This window comes from Erythrobacter oryzae (assembly GCF_030271515.1).
In the GTDB taxonomy this organism is placed as follows: domain Bacteria; phylum Pseudomonadota; class Alphaproteobacteria; order Sphingomonadales; family Sphingomonadaceae; genus Erythrobacter; species Erythrobacter oryzae.
The window spans coordinates 413,229-430,816 of sequence record NZ_JASCXI010000002.1 but is presented as its reverse complement, the minus strand read 5'-3'; the positions used below and the strand labels follow the sequence as shown (position 1 = coordinate 430,816).

Annotated in this window: 12 protein-coding genes; 3 read left to right on the top strand and 9 right to left on the bottom strand. The window is 68.5% G+C overall.

Annotation, left to right across the window (positions count from 1 at the left end):
- Positions 1-40 precede the first annotated feature (40 nt).
- From PFX90_RS06845 to PFX90_RS06815, 7 genes are all read right to left on the bottom strand, one after another.
- Entirely contained in the window at positions 41-3,193 is a 3,153-nt protein-coding gene (locus tag PFX90_RS06845; RefSeq protein WP_285711632.1) for an autotransporter domain-containing protein, read from the bottom strand.
- Between the two features lie 73 nt (positions 3,194-3,266).
- Complete coding sequence (locus PFX90_RS06840) at positions 3,267-5,792, bottom strand: TonB-dependent receptor (RefSeq protein ID WP_285711631.1); 2,526 nt, start codon at positions 5,790-5,792, stop codon at positions 3,267-3,269.
- Between the two features lie 19 nt (positions 5,793-5,811).
- Positions 5,812-6,735 (bottom strand): FecR family protein, encoded by a 924-nt coding sequence (locus PFX90_RS06835; protein ID WP_285711630.1) that lies wholly within the window; start codon positions 6,733-6,735, stop codon positions 5,812-5,814.
- 46 nt (positions 6,736-6,781) lie between these two features.
- A complete protein-coding gene (locus PFX90_RS06830) occupies positions 6,782-7,294 on the bottom strand; it encodes an RNA polymerase sigma factor (protein ID WP_285711629.1) in 513 nt (170 codons plus the stop codon).
- Positions 7,295-7,393: 99 nt separating this feature from the next.
- Positions 7,394-8,302 carry a helix-turn-helix domain-containing protein gene (locus tag PFX90_RS06825; protein ID WP_285711628.1) on the bottom strand — a complete coding sequence of 303 codons (909 nt, stop codon included), beginning with the start codon at positions 8,300-8,302 and terminating at the stop codon, positions 7,394-7,396.
- Positions 8,303-8,459: 157 nt separating this feature from the next.
- Entirely contained in the window at positions 8,460-9,299 is an 840-nt protein-coding gene (locus tag PFX90_RS06820) for a transporter (RefSeq protein ID WP_285711627.1), read from the bottom strand.
- Between the two features lie 163 nt (positions 9,300-9,462).
- Positions 9,463-10,668 (bottom strand): hypothetical protein, encoded by a 1,206-nt coding sequence (locus PFX90_RS06815; RefSeq protein WP_285711626.1) that lies wholly within the window; start codon positions 10,666-10,668, stop codon positions 9,463-9,465.
- 294 nt (positions 10,669-10,962) lie between these two features.
- On the opposite strand from PFX90_RS06815, the gene PFX90_RS06810 reads away from it, so the two are divergent.
- From PFX90_RS06810 to PFX90_RS06800, 3 genes are all read left to right on the top strand, one after another.
- Positions 10,963-11,259, top strand: coding sequence for a hypothetical protein (locus PFX90_RS06810; RefSeq protein WP_285711625.1), 297 nt, complete (start codon positions 10,963-10,965; stop codon positions 11,257-11,259).
- Between the two features lie 172 nt (positions 11,260-11,431).
- On the top strand, positions 11,432-12,370 hold the full coding sequence (locus PFX90_RS06805; RefSeq protein ID WP_285711624.1) for a helix-turn-helix domain-containing protein: 939 nt from the start codon (positions 11,432-11,434) through the stop codon (positions 12,368-12,370).
- A gap of 215 nt (positions 12,371-12,585) precedes the next feature.
- A complete protein-coding gene (locus PFX90_RS06800; RefSeq protein ID WP_285711623.1) occupies positions 12,586-13,593 on the top strand; it encodes a hypothetical protein in 1,008 nt (335 codons plus the stop codon).
- A 16-nt stretch (positions 13,594-13,609) separates the two neighbouring features.
- Here the strand turns inward: PFX90_RS06800 and PFX90_RS06795 are convergent, their stop codons facing one another.
- Together PFX90_RS06795 and PFX90_RS06790 are read right to left on the bottom strand one after the other, a co-directional pair.
- On the bottom strand, positions 13,610-14,512 hold the full coding sequence (locus PFX90_RS06795; protein WP_285711622.1) for a helix-turn-helix domain-containing protein: 903 nt from the start codon (positions 14,510-14,512) through the stop codon (positions 13,610-13,612).
- Between the two features lie 116 nt (positions 14,513-14,628).
- Entirely contained in the window at positions 14,629-17,439 is a 2,811-nt protein-coding gene (locus tag PFX90_RS06790; RefSeq protein ID WP_285711621.1) for a TIM-barrel domain-containing protein, read from the bottom strand.
- Positions 17,440-17,588 lie beyond the last annotated feature (149 nt).

Genomic DNA, 17,588 nt, shown 5'->3' with positions numbered 1-17,588 from the left:
CGGACAGGCGGGGGGCAACGCCGACCGGCACCCGCGCGCATCAAAAGCCGAAGCGGATCGATGCACGCAAACTGTAGCCGATATTGCCGAACTGCTCTTCCAGTCCGACCTCGCCGGCGATCTTGTAGCTGCCGTCCCCGCCCAGCGCCCGCGCGCGGGCGAACCAGCCGCCGCTGCGGCCTTCGGGGTTGAGCGTGAACTGCGTGCCGGTGTTGTAGCGCGCGCGGGTCGCGCCGAGATCGCTGGTCAGCAGCTCGCGCCAGCCGCCCTCGCCCTCGATCCTGAGCCAGCCGCGGTCGCGCGCCTGCATCCCGAACAGGTCCGCACCCACGGCCAGCGCGCCGCTGATGCCGACTTCCTTGCTCGCCCGGTCCTCGACCGTGAGGTTCAGCGCCGTGCCGCCGCCGGCCTCGGTGTAGCCGTCTTCCTTGAGGCGCAGATAGTCGATCACCACCGAGGGGCGGAAGAAGAAGAACTGCCCGCCGCCCTCGATCGAGGCGCCGCCGGTCGCAGTGACGAAGTCGCCCTTCCAGTCGCGGGTGATGGTGTAGTTGGCGGCATTGGTGCCCGAGCCTGCGAAGACGCGGCTGCCCGAGAAGTCGGCCTTGCCCGCGCCCGCGCGCGCGAAGGCAATCACCGGGCCGAACTTGCCCCGCCAGTGCGCGCCGACCTCATAGCTGTCGGACAAGACCGAGTTGTCGAAGGGTCCGTTCTTGTACTTGTTCCAGATCCAGCTGCCGGTCACCCCGAAGGCGCCGAGCTTGGTGAGATATTCCGCCCCGCCGCGGAAGCCCAACCCCGAGAGGTCGAAGGCGGCGGATTGCCCGCGGTCCTTGTCGACGTTCCAGTTGGCGAAATCGGCGATGATCCGGAACTTGCCTTCCTCGTCGAAGGGGGAATTGGGGTCCATGAAGTGCCGGTCGAAGGCGCGCAGGCCCTGGCTGAGGCCCTCGAAGCTGCCGCCCGCGTGGTCGGGCAGGGTCTGGGCGACATAGGCCTGGAACACCTCGGCATTGTTGATGCCGAGGAACAGGTTGGCGACCTTGGTGTCCTTGGAGAAGGCCGCGAACAGCCCGTCGAAGGCGGCGGCTTCCGAGGCATTGAGGCCGAGCTCGTTGTTCGCCTTGCGGCTGATCGCGACGTTGATGTTGTTGCCGCTCACCGCAAGCGCTGCCTTGTAGAGGAACGGCACCAGCGCGGAATCGGCGGTGAGGTTGCTCGCGCCGGTCAGGCTGCCCGCGGAGATGACGGTGTAGGTGCCCACCGCCGTGTTGATGTCGGCGAGGCGGATGGCGATCTTGGTGCCGGTGCCGAAGCTGGCCGCGCCGGTGACAGTGATCGCGGTGCTGGTGCCCGCCGCTCCGCCCAGCGTGGCGCCGATCACGCCGTTGTTGCCGACATTAAGGCTGGCGATGGTGGTCGGCCCCTGCAAGGCGAGCGTGCCGCCGCCGAGCGTGACCGCGACGTTCTGCGCATTGAGCAGCTTGCCCGCAAAGGACGCAGTGTTCGCGAGGCTCAGCGTCCCTGCCCCGCCGCCGAAATCGGCATTGCCGATCATCACCGCATCGCCGCTCATCAGCAGCCGGTTGGTGCCCGCGCCGAAGCTGACATTGCCGGCAAAGCCGCCGTCGAGCAGCTCGAGCAGGTCCGAACCGTCGCCAAAGCGGATGTCGCCGGCGATGGTCGGCGCGGTCACCCCGGCGGCGACCGCGGTCTGGCGCACGATGCTGTCGCCGCTGCGCGCCGAGAGGTCGATCGCGATATTGCGGGTCGCGGTCGCATCCGCGCCGCTCGCTGAAATCGCGCCGCTGTTCTCGATCAGGCCGAGCGTGCCCGACAAGTCGCGGATCGCGTAAGCCGTGCCGTCCTTGATCGTGGTCGCGGTGATGCTGCGCGCATTGCGCAAGGTGGGGAGCGAGGCGTCCGCGCCGATCAGAACGCCGGTCGCCGTGCCGGTGCCGGTGGTGCCGCCCACCGTGGCGGCGATGGTGCCGGCGTTGTTGAGCGCGGGCGTGGACGCGCCCGCGGCAAGCTCGACTGCGGTCGCATTGCCCCCGCGCGAGACGCCGCCGATCTGGCCGTTGATCTGGATCCCGTTGGCAATCGCGACATCCCCGCCGCGCCCGCCGATCCGCATGCCGGTGGCGTTGATGCCCTGATAGACCCCGTCACCGAGGATCGTACCGGCCATGACGATGCCGGACTGGCTGGCCGTGCCCTGCGTCGCGCCGATCGTGATGTCGGAGGTGCCGCCGATCTGCACTGCGGGCGCCGCGCCGTAGGCGAGGATGCGGGCATTGCCTTCCTTGGCGTCCTCGATCCCGTCCTTGTCCTCGTCATTGTCGGTCGCGACGGTGTCGGTCGGCGCGATCTCGAAGATGATGCCGCGCGCGACGTTGCCCTCGATCACCAGCGCGCTGCCGCCTTGGAGCAGGTCATCGGCATCGAGCTTCGAGGGGTCGGTGGGCAGGGTGGTGGTGCGATAGCCGGTCGTGGTGATCGCGCTCTGGACGCGCAAAGCCCCGCCATAGTCGCCGCCGAGCACCGCGCCCTGCGAGCCGGCGCCGCGGACAGTGATCTCGCCCGCCAGCCGGACATTGCCCGATGCGCCCGCGAGCGCGACGCCGACGCCGTTGTTGCCGGTGACGGTGGTCTTGCCCTCGATGGTGACCGTCCCGGTGATCGGCGCACTGGCGCGGATGCCGGCCGAGTTGTTGCCCTCGACCACGATCGTCCCGGTGTGGACGAGGTTGCCGGTCAGCGGGCCATCGATGCGGATCGCGGTGCGCCCGGTGCCGAGCGCGAACAGCCCATCAAGGTCGCCGTCATTGTCGGTGTCGGTCGGCGTGTAGGTCTCGTCGATGGTGATCGTGCCCGAGTTGGTGATGTTGGCGGTGCGGGCGCCCGTCACCAGAATACCGGTCGCATTGTCGGCATTGCTGATCGTGATGTTGCCCGCGTTGCTCACCGAGTTGTTGCTGTCGACCGTGACCGCGGTGCCGCTGGTGACAGTGACCGATCCGGCGGTCTCGATCCGCACGTCGGCGGGCTGGCCGCCGTTCACCGTTGAGGTAATCACCGGCGTGGTGCGCGCGGTGTTGATCACGGTCTGGGCGGAAAGCTTCGAGGCGAGGAAGGGCGTGGCGATGGTGGCGAGCGCGGTTCCGGCGAAAAGCAGACGGGGGTTGAGCAAGGGGTTTCTCCTGGTCCTTTTGACCAAGAGACGGAGCCGGCGCGGCCTCGCCTTGATGGAATTTTGAAAAAAGTCAGAAACGGGTGTCGAAGCCGATGCGGATGGTGCGCGGTTGCAACGGCGTGATCTGCGCGCGGCCCGTGGCAAACGGGGTGCCGAGCGCGAAGCGGTTGCCTTCCTCGCCGGCGATATTGGTGACCGAGAGCGTCAGGCCGGCATTCTCGCGGCCCCAACGGATGATCGCCCCGCTGTCGAGGTAATCGCCTTGCAGGTCGCCCAGTTCCGGCCCGATCCCGAGGCGGGACTTGCCGACATAGCTCACCCAGGCATCGGCCGAGAGCGCGGTGCCATTGGCGAATTCGCGCCGCCATTGCAGCCCCGCCCGCCCTGAAAAGCGCGCGATGTTGGGGATGCGCGTGAGGCGCGGCGCGGCGAGGAAGCGTGCGCTTGCATCGGCTCCGGCGGGGGCGACGACGTCGAAGCCCGCGAGCGAGACGGTGGTCGGCGCAAAGAATACCGGCTCGTCGACCCGGCTGTCGTTGAAGGTCGCCCCCGCCTCGGCGCGCAGGCCCGGGGCGATGCGGACCGAGCCCGAGACGCTCGCCGACCACAGATCGCCATTGCCGATATTGGCGGTCGACGGCAGCCCGCCGACGTCGATGAAATCGGCCTGGATGTCACGCCAGCGGGTGTAGGAAAAACTCGCCGAGAGGTCGAAATCCCCGCGCCCCGGCTCGCCCCAGCCGCCGCCCAATTCCACCGTGCGCGCATGGTCGGAGCGGAACTGGCGCACGAAATCGCCCGACACCGCGAGGCCGCCGGGACGGAAGCCCTCCTGATAGCGGACATAGGCGCGGCCGCGCTCGCCGATGTCGAGCAGCGCCGAGGCTGAGGGCAGGTAGGCCGTCTCGCGCCGCTCGGCGGTGATCGCGCGGGCCTGTGCGGCAAGCGCAAAGGCGGGCAGGACGTCCTCGCCCGCTCCGCCCAGCTCGACCTGCGTGACCCTGAGGCCCGCCGCCAGCGTCAGGCGCGGGAGCACGCGGTAGCTCGCCTCGCCATAGCCGGTGATCTCGAATACGGTGTTGCGCACGCCGGTGGCGGTGGGGATCGCGGCGATCAGCGCGCGGGCGTCGCTGGTGACGGCAAGGCTTTCGGCAATGCCCACCACCGCAGCCGCCTCGCCTACGTCGCCCAGCCTGCGGGTGACGGTGTTGCGGTTGTCGATGATGCTGGTGCCCAGCACCCAGCCGAAACCCTGCTCGCCCACCGGCTGCCAGATCCGCGTCTCGTTGGCGATCATGCGCATCTGGTTGCGCTGGCGGAACAGGCGCGGTGGGCCGCCGGGGGCGGTCGCATCGTAGCGTTCGGTGAGATCCTGCGCGCCGATCCCGGTCGAGGACTTGATGCGCACCTCGCCGATCCGCCCGCTCACCACCAGCTGGGCCTGCCCGTATTGCGCCGCCGAGCCCTCGGTCACCGCGGCCGAGCTTTCGAGGCGGCGGGCGCCATTGCGGTCGGCATATTGGCTGTCGTCGGCGCGGGTGTCCTGTCCGAGCAGGATCACGTCCGCCTGCAAATCGGGCGCGAGGTCAAGCCGGAGCGCCGCGCGGCCCGAGAGGATCGCGGTGCGGTTGACATCGCGCCGGCCGATCGCGGGCTTGTCGATATAGCCGCCCAGCGTCGCGGCATCGAGGTTGAGGCGCAGCGTCGCGGTCTCGCCCGCCAGCGGCAGGTTCATGGTCGCATGGGCATCGCCGCCCGGCTCGCCCCGCGCGATGGCGCTCGCGCCGCCCGACAGGGTAAGGCTGGTCTCGCCCGGCTCCGGCGCGCGCGGAACGAGGCGGATGATCCCGCCGAGCGAGCCCGCGCCGTAGAGCGTGCCCTGCGGGCCTTCGAGGATCTCGACCCGCTCCATGTCGGACAGGCGCAGATCGGGGTCGGGGGCGTTGTAGGACAGGCGCAGGTCGCCGAAATACTGTCCCACGGTCGCCTGCGTCGGCCCGGTGAAGCTCGAATCCGCGATGCCGCGGATGAACAGCTTGTTGCGCCCGCTGCCGAGATAGGTCGAGCTGACGGTGGCCGCGCGCTGCATGATCTTCTCGGTGCCGCCGATCCCGCCCGCTTCGAGCCGCGCGCCGTCGAGCAGCGTCACCTGCCCCGGGGTTTCGGCATAAGTAAGGTCGCGCTTGGTGGCGGTGACGATGATCGGGGGGCCCTCGGCCTCGGCAGGGGGCTTGCTGACGGTCGCGGCAACCGGGACCACGCGCGGCTGTCGCTCCGGGCGCGGGCGCGAGACCGAGCGGCGCGGCGCGGCGACCAGCCGCCAGGCATTGGGGCCAACACGCACCGCCTCCATCCCGCCCGCGCGCGCGAGCTTGCGGACGGCCGCCTCCGCGCCCATCCGGCCCTTGATGGCGCCGATACGGGTGCGCCCCAGGGCGGGATCGGCGATGACGATGCTCGCCCCCGTCGCCCGTGCGAGCGCGATCGCAACCTCGGACACCGTGCCCGCCGGGATCGCCAGCTCGACGCTGCGCGCCGCCAGCGGCGAGGCTGCGGCGAGCGCGGCGATGGCGACGAGGGGGGCGAGCGGTCTCATGGCAGTTGGGCTCTAGCCGCTAGCGCGCGGCGATCATCCAGCCATCGTCCGAGCGCGTGATCCGCACGCCCAGCAGCGGTTCCAGCGCCTCAGGATCGGCGCGCACCGCATCCATCGCGATGCTGCCCGACAGGCGCGTCGCGGTATCGGCGCTGGTGAAGCGCGTGCCGGTCGCGCGGGTGAGCTCGGCGGCGATTTCGGCGAGGCTCGCCCCGTCGAAGCTGATCCGTCCGCGCCGCCATTCGCCCACGGCCTCGCTGTCGACATCGGCGAGACGGAAGCGCCCGCCCTCGCGCACCGCGCGCTCGCCGGGATCGAGGCGGATCGCCTGACCCTTGGGGTCGACGATCACCGCGCCCTCGGCCACCGCGACATCGAGCGTCTCGCCCGCCAGCCGCACGTCGAACACCGTGCCGGCATCGACCAGCCGTTCGCCGCCCGCGGTGAGGACGAAGGGATTGGCTTCATCGTGGCGGATGGTGAACAGCGCCTGCCCGCCTTCAAGCCGCGCGGCGCGCTCGCCCTCCAGCGCCAGCGTGCTGCCGCCGCCAAGTTCGACCGTGCTGCCGTCGGCGAGCGCGATCACCCGGGTCTTACCGGGCGTGGTGCGGTAGAGCGTCTCGCCGCCGGGCGCGAACCACATGACCGAGGTCAGCGCGACGACCAGCGAGGCGGCGATCGCCCCGCCCAGCCAGCCGCGCCGTCCGGCGAGCCAGCCGGAGGGATTGTCGTTGGCGGGTTCGGGAGCGGCTTCGGGCTCCGGAAATGCCGCCAGCACTGCGTCGGCCTCTTCCAGCGCATATTGCACGGCGTCATAGGCCGCCGCGTGCGCGGAGTCCGCTTCGAGCCAGGCGGCAAAGCCGTCCCAGTCCGCGAAATCGGGCGCGCGTGTCGCCATGGCCCAGGCAAGGGCAGCATCGCGGATCGGCTGGTCAGTGGTCATCGGACAGGTTCTCCTGCCTGCAAGACGGAGACGGAAGGCCAATACCTCATTTCCCCTCCTCCCGGATTGCGACGATTCTGGCGTAGGCGCGGCGCAGATCGCTCTCGACCGTGCTGAGGCTCACCCCGAATTCGGCGGCGATTTCGCGCTGGGTGAGGCCGTCGATGCGGTGGCGGCGCAGGATCGCGGCGACACGCGGGCCCAGTTCGGCGAGCGCCCGCTCGACCCGCGCCACCTCCTGCCGCGCGGCGAGATCGCGTTCGGGGCCGGGGGCGGGCGCGATGCCGTCGACCATGCCCGGCTGCGCCTCGGCCCAGGCCTTGTCGCGCAAGGTTGCCTGACGCTCGGAGCGGTAGCGGTCGATCATCAAGCGGTCGGCCGCGCGCATCATGTAGCCGAGTCCCGAGGCCGCGGCGGGATAGGGCGCGGCGGCGAGGCGCAGCCACAGCTCCTGCAGCAGATCCTCCGCCGCCTCCCCGCCGCCGCGCGCGCGCAGGAAGCGCAGCAACCGCTCGCGGTGCGCGAGGTAGGCCTCTTCGAGCGGGGTGGTGGGGGCCATGGGCTGATCGTTCGGCGGTTGCAGGCAGGCATGCGGCGGGGGTACTTGAGCGCCACTAGCATGAACCGGCGTCGAACGGGAATGCTCTGGCGTGTCGGCCTACAGCGCGAAATAGGCGCGGAAGGCGCTCGGCGACATGCCTCGCGCGCGGGCGAAGGCGGCGCTGAAATTGGCGTGGCGGGCAAAGCCGCAGGCCAGCGCCACCTCGTGCACCGACAGTTCGGGCGACATCAGCAGGCGCTGGGCGCGCAGCAGCCGCCGCTCGCTGACATAGCGATAGGGGCTGACGCCCGTCGCCTGCCGGAACACCCGCGCGAAGTGGAACACCGAAAGCCCCGCGACATGGGCGAGCAGGTCGAGCGTCAGCGGCTCGGCAAGGTTGGCCTCGATGAAATCGATCACCCGCTTCAAGCGCACGGGCGGCAGGCTGATCCGCTCGCTTTCGGCAAGAAAGCCGTTGGGATCGATGCCCGAGAGGATCAGCGCCATCGAGCGCATCGCCTGCTCGGCGACGAGATCGGTGGCAAGGCCGGGGCGGAACAGCTCGAGCTCGATCAGGCTGATGAGCCCGATCAGCGCGGTATTGTCGCTGAACAGCAGCGGCGCCGATGCGCGCCCGCCGCGGTCCTCGATCAGGCTGCCCAAGAACCCCTTGGGGAAGACCAGATTGACGCTCTTGGCCGAGGTGCCGAACTCGATCTGCGAATCCGCTCCGCTCGGCACGAAGCTGGCGCGCAGCTCGCGGTTCGGGGCGACGGTGTAGCGGTGACCGGCCATGCAGCCATAGGCCGGGCGGCCCGATCCGCGGGTGAGCAGCAGCAGCTCGTTATCGTCCGCCGGCCGGTCGGCGCTGGTGACGCGCGAGGGGCCGTAATCGACGATCCGGTAGAGCATAACGTCGCGCGGGGCGGCGGCGAGCGACAGGGCAGCCGGCGCGTGCCGGTAGGCGACGACATCGATCGCCTGATAGCCCGTGCGGGTGTGCTGCCCTTCCCCGATCCCGGTCATCCGAGACGATCCCCTTCCCTTTCGCACTCGCGACCCCGCCCCCAGTTTCGGACCGGAGGAACGGGCGGGCTTTCGAAATATTGCGCATTTGTAGCATATGCTACATTGCCTGCAAGCAATTTGTAGCACTCGCTACGCGATCGGTAGGAGGGGATGATCAAAAGCGCGCCGAAATGCCGATGAACGGGGCGATCGTGTCGGCCGCGCGGGTCGCGCCGATGTTGATCCCGGCGTCGAGCTGCCAGTTCTCCCCAAGCGCGTAGGTGACGCCCGTGTCGAGGGTGACCACATCACCCTCCCCTTGGGCGCGGCTGAACTCCCACACCGCTTCGGCATAGGTACCGAGGCGGTCGGTCCAGGCATAGCTGAGCGAGGCCGAGGTCAGCACCGCGGCGTCATAGGTCGGATCGTCCGGGGCGCGGGTGAAGTTGGCCGCGGCATTGAGCCCGAGGCCGAACCCGTCGCCGAGCTCGATCGCCAGCGGGACGATCAGCCCGAAAGCGACCTCGCCATCCCCTATGCCGTTGTCGCGGTTCGTCGGCAGGGTGACATAGGGGAGCAAGGCGAGCGCGGTGTCGCCCGGCGCGGCAGGCCCGTCATTGCCCCACAGGTTGAGCTTCGCCCGCAAATCGACGCTGCCTATCCCGCGCGAGACCGGGCCGCCCCCGCGCCGGTCGGCAATGCCATAGGGTTGCCAGACCACATCCACCTCGAGCCGGTCGGTCAAGCCGATGCGCAGGTTGCTGGTGGCGAATTCATAGGTGTCAGCTGCAAGCCCCGAAGCATCGCGGCGCGAGCGGGTGTAGCCCAGCAGCGTCGTCTCGATCTGGATATGCCCCGCATCGACGGTGAAGGGGCTTTCGGTGACATCCGGCCGGTCGGTCGTGAGTTCGCGCAGGCCGCCCGATTCTGCGGCTAGGCCGATCGCGACGGGGTCCACTCCCTCGTCAGCGAAGGCCGGGGCCGCCACGAACAGCGCGAAGCAGGGTGCCGTCAAGGGAACCAGAGCATGGGTTCTGCGCATCGGAGTTGCCTCGCGGCTATGTGCCCCCTCGAAAAGGGACGCGCCGGGAAGGGGTGTGCCTTCCTTCCCGGCGCGAAGGTAGGGTCATGCAGGAGGGGGCAACGCATGACCCTAGGGGACCGGAGCAGTCACCCCCTCAGTTGATCCGGTAGACCACCGGGCAGTTCACCACGAAGCCGACCGCGCGGAAATCGCCGCCGTCGAGGCTCTTCAAGTAGCCGCGGGTCGACATCTCGGCCGCCTGCAGCGCGCTGGTGATGCGGTAGCGGTAGCCCTTCTGGATCGCCTCGTCGGTCCACACCGCCGGGAACAGCCGCCACATCGGCGAATAGTCGAGGTTGATGGTCGGGATGCCGCCGAGCACGTTGAGCGGGCCGCCCTCGCCCGAGAGCGCGCTGACGAGGCCCTGACGGTGCGGGTTGTCCTTGCCGGTCGGGCCGTTGACCACCACCACGATCCGCTCGGCGCTTTCGCCGGGCGAGGCGTCTTCCAGCGCGAAGGGCAGGTCCTTCATCGCCGGGGTGTAGGTGGCGTTCTCGAGGCTGGCGACCAGCGGGTCGTTGGCTTCGGTCGAGATGTAGAAGATCGGCTTGTCGAAGGTGAAGCCCAGGGTGAGCTTGATGGTCACCGTCCCGTCACGCGGACAGATGCGGGCGACCTTGTCGTGAACCTTGCTGTAATCGACCTTGCCATCGCACATGGCGTTGAGTTCGGCCTCGCTCGCCTGGCTCACCACAGGGGCGTTGTAGAGCAGCGCCTTGGCCGAGTTCTCGACATAGACCAGCGGGGTGTAGTCGGCGTCACCCACCGATCCGGGCTGGAACGCCTTGGGCGGGAAGGGGGCGTTGGCCGGCCCAGGGGTGATCGAGAGCGCGGGCTTGAAGTCGACGCTGCCGCTGGTGAAGACGAAGGTGCCGTCCTTGTCGATCGTCGCCTTGCGGGTGCCCTTGCCGGTCAGCGCGAAGGCGAGCTTGGGTGAATAGGCGAGACCCTGAAGCTCGGCGATGTTCTGGTCGGTCGCGTCGGTGAGGATGAACCACACGGGTGTGCCATTCGCCAGCCGGCCGCGGCGCAGCGGCAAGGTCGCCGTGCCCTTCTCCATGTCGATATGCGCCGACTTGTTGAGCAGCACCGGCCCCAGCAGCTTGGGATCGACTTCCGAGGGCGAGGGCTGCGCCACGATGGTCCGCAGATCGTTGTAGATCGATGCCGGCGCCTCGCGGATCTCGTCGAGCGGGGCTCCTTCCTTGCCGCGCACGACAACATCGGCATGGCCGACCGAAGGCAGAGCAAGGGCCAGGACTGCCCCCGCCGCCATCATCGCGTTTCTGGATTTGCGCATTACTTGCTCCTTGTGGTCCGGCAGGAAGGGGCGCCTGCCGATCGCCGCAGGGCCACTGATGCGCTTTGCCGCCGTTCGCTTCTTTCGCGATGGTTCGGGTTTTTCGGTTTCTCGCTGTCATGGGCGATTGACACGCGGGGGCGTCACACGCACGGGCAACACAGCGCAAGATTTCGAAAGCCGTCCAAGCAGATCGGGGCGTAGGGCCGGTCACGAAAGGTATCCCCGTCTATGCCCTGGCTGAGGTGGATCGAGTGGTTTTCCGGGCGCCCCAAAGGGCTGCTTGCGCCGAACATGGCGATCACGCTCGTCACCTTGCGGATCGCGCCGGCAGCGGTCACCGACGAGGTCAGCTTCTACCGCAGCGCCGAGTATGACGCCTTGCTCGAATGGGCGAAAATGGGCCGTTTCATCCTTGCGCTCGCCAGCACGGAGCGTGACGAGCTGACCCTCTTGTGCATCCAGACGCCCGAGGAAATGCGCGCTGCGGTCGCCGAATTGCCGCTGGTTGCGGCGGGGCTGGCGACGGTCGACATAAGGCCGGCCATGTCCTTGAGAATGGACGAGGACGACTACGGCGTCCTCCAGTAAGTCACGGAAATTCCAGCATCCGGCTAACCCGGCTAACGATGCTGCGGCGCTTTCGATATCTTGCGCTTTTGTCACGCTCCGGCCCGATCCGCCTGTCAAACTGTCATATCCAGACGTATGATTGCCCTGTCTCAGGGATCGGACACTTTGCATCGCCAGCTTTGGGAGCACGATGATGGCACTGGGTGAGGGACCGAGCTTTCACGTCGGTACGAGCAGCGAAGCCGGCTTCTTCCGCCACATCCACTGGTCGGACCAGCCCGATGTCACCCTGTTCGACACCGGCTCGCTGCCCATGGTGGCGATGCGCCATCACCGCACGATCGCGCACGGCAAGGTCGAGCTGGTGGCCGATGCGCCCGAGGCTGACGACTGGGACGCGCTGATCGTCAACCGCAATGGATCGGGCTCTTTCGGCATCGACTTCTGCGGCTCCCACAAGAGCCTCGCCCTGCACCGCGACCTGTGCTGCTTCATCCCCGCCGGTGCCGACAGCCGGATGCAGTTCGACGCGCAGGCCGGTTCCTTCGTGCTCTACATGCGTCCAGGGCTGATCGCCTCGCTGCTGGAGAGCGAGGGCAAGGGCAAGGGAGCCGATGCGCTCGCTCCGATTGTCGGCCGGCACCTGCCGCGCGTGGCGCATCTGCTGGGCCTGATCGAAAGCGAGTTGCGCCGCCCGAGCCTCGGCTCGCGGCTGATGATCGACGGGCTGCTGCGCGCGATCGCGGGCCTGCTGGTCAGCAACGACGCGCTGCCCTCGGCCGAACCGGCGGAGCGGATCTACCTCTCGCCGCCCAAGCTAAAGCGGGTGATCGACTTCATCGAGGCGAACCTCCAGGAGAGCATCGGGCTCGACGATCTCGCCCGCGCGGCGGGGCTCTCGGCGAACCACTTCCTGCGCGTGTTCAAGCTGGCGACGGGCGAGACGCCCTACCATTTCCTACGCGCGCGGCGGCTCGAACGGGCGCGACAATTGCTGTCCGACAACGCCATGCCGCTGGCCGAGCTGGCGCTCGAATGCGGCTTTGCCAACCAGGCGCATTTCACCGCCGCCTTCAGCCGCGAGGTCGGCATCTCGCCGGGCCGTTACCGCCGCGCGGTGCGCGCCTGAGGGTGCCGCGCGGCGTCTGGCGATTTCTCATATAATCACGCTATTACATTAGCTTGCGTACGCCGCTGTGACCATTGTGTCACAGCGGCGCAGCGCTGTTTGCGCCACCTGCCTGATCACGCGCTTTATGGAAAAAGCGCTCGCCTTTCTGACAAGAAGCACGCCCCGGCAGGGCGCATGGGTGGCTCCCCGGACACTTCCAAGGAGCCCCGATAATGTCGCGCAATGTCCTCTCCCTCCGCCTGCTGCTCGCCGCCGGAGCGGCCTGCACCGCATTCGCCGCCCCGGCATTGGCCGCCGGAAACGAGACGCCAGAGCCCGGCGGCGCCCCGCGCGCGCCGATCATGCTGACCTCGACCAGCGCTGCCGCTGCTGCCGATGCCGCCGCAATGGAAGCCGCCGCGGCCCCGCAGGCAATCAATCCCGTGGCGGTCGCTGCGGCCGCCGCTGCCGCGCAGGACGGCGAAGACCTCGGCGGCTGGACCCCGCTCGGCTCGGAACCCTTCGGGCAGGAGCTGTTCGCCAAGTGGGTGCCCGTGCCCAATGGCGAGAGCGGCGCCCCGCGCCAGGGCTGGCTCGGCACGGCGGACGGCTTCTTCACCCGCGAAGCCCACCTCGCCTACACCTATGTCGATGGCGACGGCGCCGACTTCCACCAGGGCCTCGCGCGGTTGCACTACCCCTTCACCCGCCGCCTGTGGGCGGGCGTCGAGGTGCCCTTCTATCAGGATCTCGGCGGGTCATCGGACTTCGGCGACATCACGCTGAACACCCAGCTCATGCTGGTCGAGAAGCGCAATGTCTCGCTCAATGCCGGGGTCGGCTGGCGCCTGCCGACCGGCTCGTCCAGCTTCGGCAACGAGATTTTCGCCGCGCAGCCGCAGCTCAACCTGTTCACCGACGTGGGCGGCGGGTTCTCGTTCCGCGGGCGGGTCGCCTACGAGTTCCCCGACAGCGGCGTGCCCGAGAGTTTCATCCTCAACGCCGCGATCGGCCAGACCGTCACCGACCACGACAGGGCCCCGATCGGCGATCTCACGTGGTATGTGGCGAGCACATGGCGCGAGTTCGACAACGGCCCGACCTTCGTGTCGATCACGCCCGGGATGCGCACCCATCTGGGCGGGAACCTGTTCCTGCTCGCAGGGATCGAGATTCCGCTGGCCAATTCCTCCAGCTTCTTCAACGAAGGCTTCACCGTGCAGCTGGTGCAGGGCTTCTAGCGAGGAGAAATTTCCCTCAGCGCATGATCCTGCGATAGGCGCTGGGGGAAATTCCCGTCAGCTGGCGGAAGCGACTGGCGAACTGGGGGTGCGAGGCAAAGCCTGCCGCGTCCCCCACCGCCTGCACCGGCAGGCGCGCCTCGTCGAGCAGCCGGCACGCCAGCGCGATCCGCGCGCGCAGGATATAGGCATAGGGCGGCAGGCCCGTCGCCGCGCGAAAACCGCGGGCGAAGTGGAAGCGGCTGTATCCGGCCAGCCCCGCCAGATCGTCGAGCGCAATCGGCTCGCGCAGATTCTCGCCGATATAGTCGCGCACCCGCGCCACGCTGGCGGGCGAGATGATGATCTTGTTGTCCTTCGCGGACGCCGCGCTCTGGCGTTCGAACAGCCGGTGGAGCGCCGCTTCGAGCTGGTATTCCTGCTCCATCACCGCCAGATCGTCGCATTCCGAGGCGCGCACCAGCGCGGTCAGCAGGCGGCTCAGCAGCGGGTCGAACTCGCCGAAGACTTCCTGCAGCTCGACCTTGCCGGGATCGCACTCGAACTGTTCGGCGATGGTCTGGGCGTAGTAGCCGGGCTCGAGATAGATGTGACCGAAGGCGATCGGCCCTTCGGTCATCCAGCTGTAGGAGCTGCCCGCCTCGATCGCCGAAAGCGCCCGGTCCTGGGTCTCGCGCACCAGCGTCTCGGTGCGGCGGCGGCGGGTGATGCGCTTGGCCCCGCCGAGGTGGACGACCAGATAGTGATGATCGAGCGGCGGCTGCACCATGCGCCGCGCGCTCTTCTCCCAGCGCTGGATGATCGCGCCGCGGATCTGGCGCGGCGCGCTCGAGATGCTGCGCTCGGGCGTTGCCCAGTCGCGCCAGGCGAGCGGGTGCAGCTTGCCGGGCCCGGGGAGAGGGGGATCGAAAGGCGCCATGTCGGCATGGGTTAGACATGATGGCGGGCCGCTTGTCCATCGGCGCTTGGCGGCAGAGGGAGCAGCATTTTGTCTGAAATACGCGCGGGGGTGCGGGCTGTCCCCGGAAACCATGCCTAGAAGCGCAAGGTAACGCCCGCTCCCGTGTAGGTCACGCTGGTGCCGGCGCGGGCTGCGAACACGTCGCCTTGCTCCTTGCCCTCGTGAAGAATGACGGTGACCTCGCGCATTGCAGCCATGCCAGGAAAGGAACCCGTCCGCTCAGCCAGGGTCAGTGTGCGCGCCGCGTCGTCCCAGACGATGCCTATCCGGGCGAATTCCCCGCGCGCATAGCCCATGTCGGTGCCCGCGTCCTCGTAGAGCGTAAAGCGCCCGTCAGCCCCGGCGAAGACGTGGAGCGTGAGCGGGCCTTGCGGATTCTCGGCGGTCGATTGCACATCGGGCCCGGCGGGGATGATCGCGCCCGCGCGCACGAACAGCGGCAATTCCTCGCGCGGGGCGGCGGTGGTTATGGTGCGGCCGCCCTTCAGCCGCGCGCCGCTGTTGGCGTCGAACCATGTGCCTTGCGGCAGATAGACTTGCCGCGAGCGCGCGCCGAACGCGGTCACCGGCGCGACCATGATCGACGGGCCGAAGAGATACTGGTCGTCGATCCCCCACACCTTCCGGTCGCTCTGAAAATCCATCACCAGCGGGCGCATTATCGTGGCGTCGGCGAAGTGGGTCTCGGCCGCCAGCGTGTAGATATAGGGCAGCAGGCGGTAGCGCAGGCGGTGGTAGCGGGTGAGCCCCTCGAGCATCGCCGGATCGCCCTCGCTGACGAGATAAGTCTCGCGGTGCGGGAATTCGCCGTGGCTACGGAACAGCGGCGAGAAGGCGCCGAACTGGAACCAGCGCAGATAGAGCTCGCGCCATTCGGCGAGGTGCTCAGGAGATTGCTTCGAATACCGGTCTTCCACCGCGAAGCCGCCGATATCGTGCGTCCAGTTGGGCACGCCCGCAAGGTTGAGGTTCAGCCCCGCGCTGATCTGGTCGCGCAGATCGTCCCACCGCGCGGCGACATCGCCCGACCATAGTGCGGAAGAGGTGCGCTGGATTCCCCCGAAGCCCGAGCGGGTGAGGATGAAGGGACGCTGGTCGGGCTGCGCCGCGCGCAAGCCTTCAGCCACCCCCTCGGCATGGACCAGCGGGTAGGAATTGAAGATCGCGGCCCCCGGGATGCGCGTGGCGGGCGAGGTCATCTGGTAAGCGCGTTCCGCGACCGAGAGGTTCGAGTGCCAGTCGGGTTCGGTCGCGTCCATCCACCAGGCATCGAAGCCGAGCGGCAACAGCGCGTCCCTCATCTGCTGCCAGTACATCGCGCGCGCAGCGGGGTCGTAGGGATCGTAGAAGGTGTTGGCATAGCCCTTCCCCACCCAGTCGCGCTGGCCGGCCTCCAGGGGGCGCTCGTAGAGGAAGCCCTGATCCAGCAACGTCTTGCCGTTGGCGGTATCGGGGTAGAACTTGGGCCAGACCGAGATCATCACGCGGCCCTCCATCGCCTTGACCGCATCGACCATCCCCTTGGGATCGGGGAAGCGCGCGGGATCGAAGCAGTGGCAGCCCCAGCTGTCCTCGGGCCAGTAGAACCAGTCCTGCACGATGGTGTCGATGGGAATGCCCCGCGCCCGGTATTCGCGCATCACGCCCACCACCTCGTCCTGCGTGTTGTAGCGCTGGCGCGATTGCCAGAAGCCGTAGGCCCAGCGCGGCATCATCGGGGCCTTGCCGGTCAAGCGGCGGTATCCGGCGACGGCGGCGTCCATCGTTGCCGCGGGGACGACGTAGTAATCGATCGCCTTGCCCGCTTCGCTCGCGAAGCTGACCGAGTGGCGATCCTCCGGCGGAAGGGGATCGGCGTGTTCGAGCGCGATGTAGCCCTGATTGGGCTCCCATTCGATCCGCAGTTCCACCGGCTTTCCCGCCGCCAGATCGAGCGCGAAATTGTGATACCACGGGTTCCAATTCTGCCGCCACCGGCTGAGCACTTCCTTGCCGTCCGCGAAAACCTTCACATAGGACGAGGAGTAGAGCCGGAACTTGTGCTCGCCGGCGGCCTCGGGCGTGAAGGTGCCGGTCCAAACTACGCGCTGCGTCTCGATCGCATTGCCCTGCGTGTTCTGCCCGGTGGTCGCCGCGACCGTCGCCGCCTTGGCTTCGGCGGGCCAGCGCGCCTGATCCCTGAGGTATTGGTAGTCGATGGTCGGCTCGGCCCGCTCCAGCACCTGCCTGTGCCCAAGGAAGTATTGCGCCCGCCAGTCCAGCGCCAGCTTGGCATAAGGGGCCGGGTCACCGACGCGGGTGATCGAGGCATTGTCCCACAGGATGCCGTAGCCCTTCGTCGATACCAGAAAGGGCACGGCGATCGCCATGTTGTGCTGGGCGAGCTCCACGTCCTCGCCGTTGTAGTCCATCTGCCGGTTCTGGTGCTGGCCAAGGCCGTAGAGCCCCTCATCCGTCCCGCGGTTGAACTGGACGCGGGTGGCAAGCCACTCCTGCCCTTCCACCTCGACCCATGTCAGGCGGCGCGCGGGGGCATATTCGTCGAGCAGCACCGCCCCGGCGGGATCGCGCACCGTCAGCTTCCCGTCGGCAAGGCTCACCGCCGCCGAGGCCTGCGGCATGGTCAGGGTCGCGACGTCGCCCGTGCGGCGGAAGGCGGGCATGCCGTCGGCCTCGGCCACGACCATCGCGGTCGGGCGGCCTTGGGGGAGTTCCTCCGCCACGGTCACGCGGAAAGTGCCGTCGGCATGGGCGAGCACGCGCACCTCTTGATCCGTGTCGGTGGTGACGATCATCCCGTGCGGCACTTCGCGCACCTCGCCGGCGAGCGCGGGGACGGCCAGCATCGCCAGCAATGTTACCGCTACCAATTTCCGGCCTATCATCCCGTCACTCCCTCCCTCGCCCCGCGCTTTTCGCGGCGGGTGCGGGCAGCAGGCTAATGCCGGATCGCGGCCAAGGCAACCGCGCCGCCATTTCGGACAAGCGTCCGCGGAGCGCTCTTGCTATGCTCTCCCCACGAGCAAACACGAAA

What these genes read in the sequence shown, in the direction of transcription:
- PFX90_RS06840 (WP_285711631.1), bottom strand. Translation starts at nt 5,792, where the DNA reads ATGAGACCGCTCGCCCCCCTCGTCGCCATCGCCGCGCTCGCCGCAGCC.
- PFX90_RS06835 (WP_285711630.1), bottom strand. Translation starts at nt 6,735, where the DNA reads ATGACCACTGACCAGCCGATCCGCGATGCTGCCCTTGCCTGGGCCATG.
- PFX90_RS06830 (WP_285711629.1), bottom strand. Translation starts at nt 7,294, where the DNA reads ATGGCCCCCACCACCCCGCTCGAAGAGGCCTACCTCGCGCACCGCGAG.
- PFX90_RS06825 (WP_285711628.1), bottom strand. Translation starts at nt 8,302, where the DNA reads ATGACCGGGATCGGGGAAGGGCAGCACACCCGCACGGGCTATCAGGCG.
- PFX90_RS06815 (WP_285711626.1), bottom strand. Translation starts at nt 10,668, where the DNA reads ATGCGCAAATCCAGAAACGCGATGATGGCGGCGGGGGCAGTCCTGGCC.
- PFX90_RS06810 (WP_285711625.1), top strand. Translation starts at nt 10,963, where the DNA reads ATGGCGATCACGCTCGTCACCTTGCGGATCGCGCCGGCAGCGGTCACC.
- PFX90_RS06805 (WP_285711624.1), top strand. Translation starts at nt 11,432, where the DNA reads ATGATGGCACTGGGTGAGGGACCGAGCTTTCACGTCGGTACGAGCAGC.
- PFX90_RS06800 (WP_285711623.1), top strand. Translation starts at nt 12,586, where the DNA reads ATGTCGCGCAATGTCCTCTCCCTCCGCCTGCTGCTCGCCGCCGGAGCG.
- PFX90_RS06795 (WP_285711622.1), bottom strand. Translation starts at nt 14,512, where the DNA reads ATGGCGCCTTTCGATCCCCCTCTCCCCGGGCCCGGCAAGCTGCACCCG.
- PFX90_RS06790 (WP_285711621.1), bottom strand. Translation starts at nt 17,439, where the DNA reads ATGATAGGCCGGAAATTGGTAGCGGTAACATTGCTGGCGATGCTGGCC.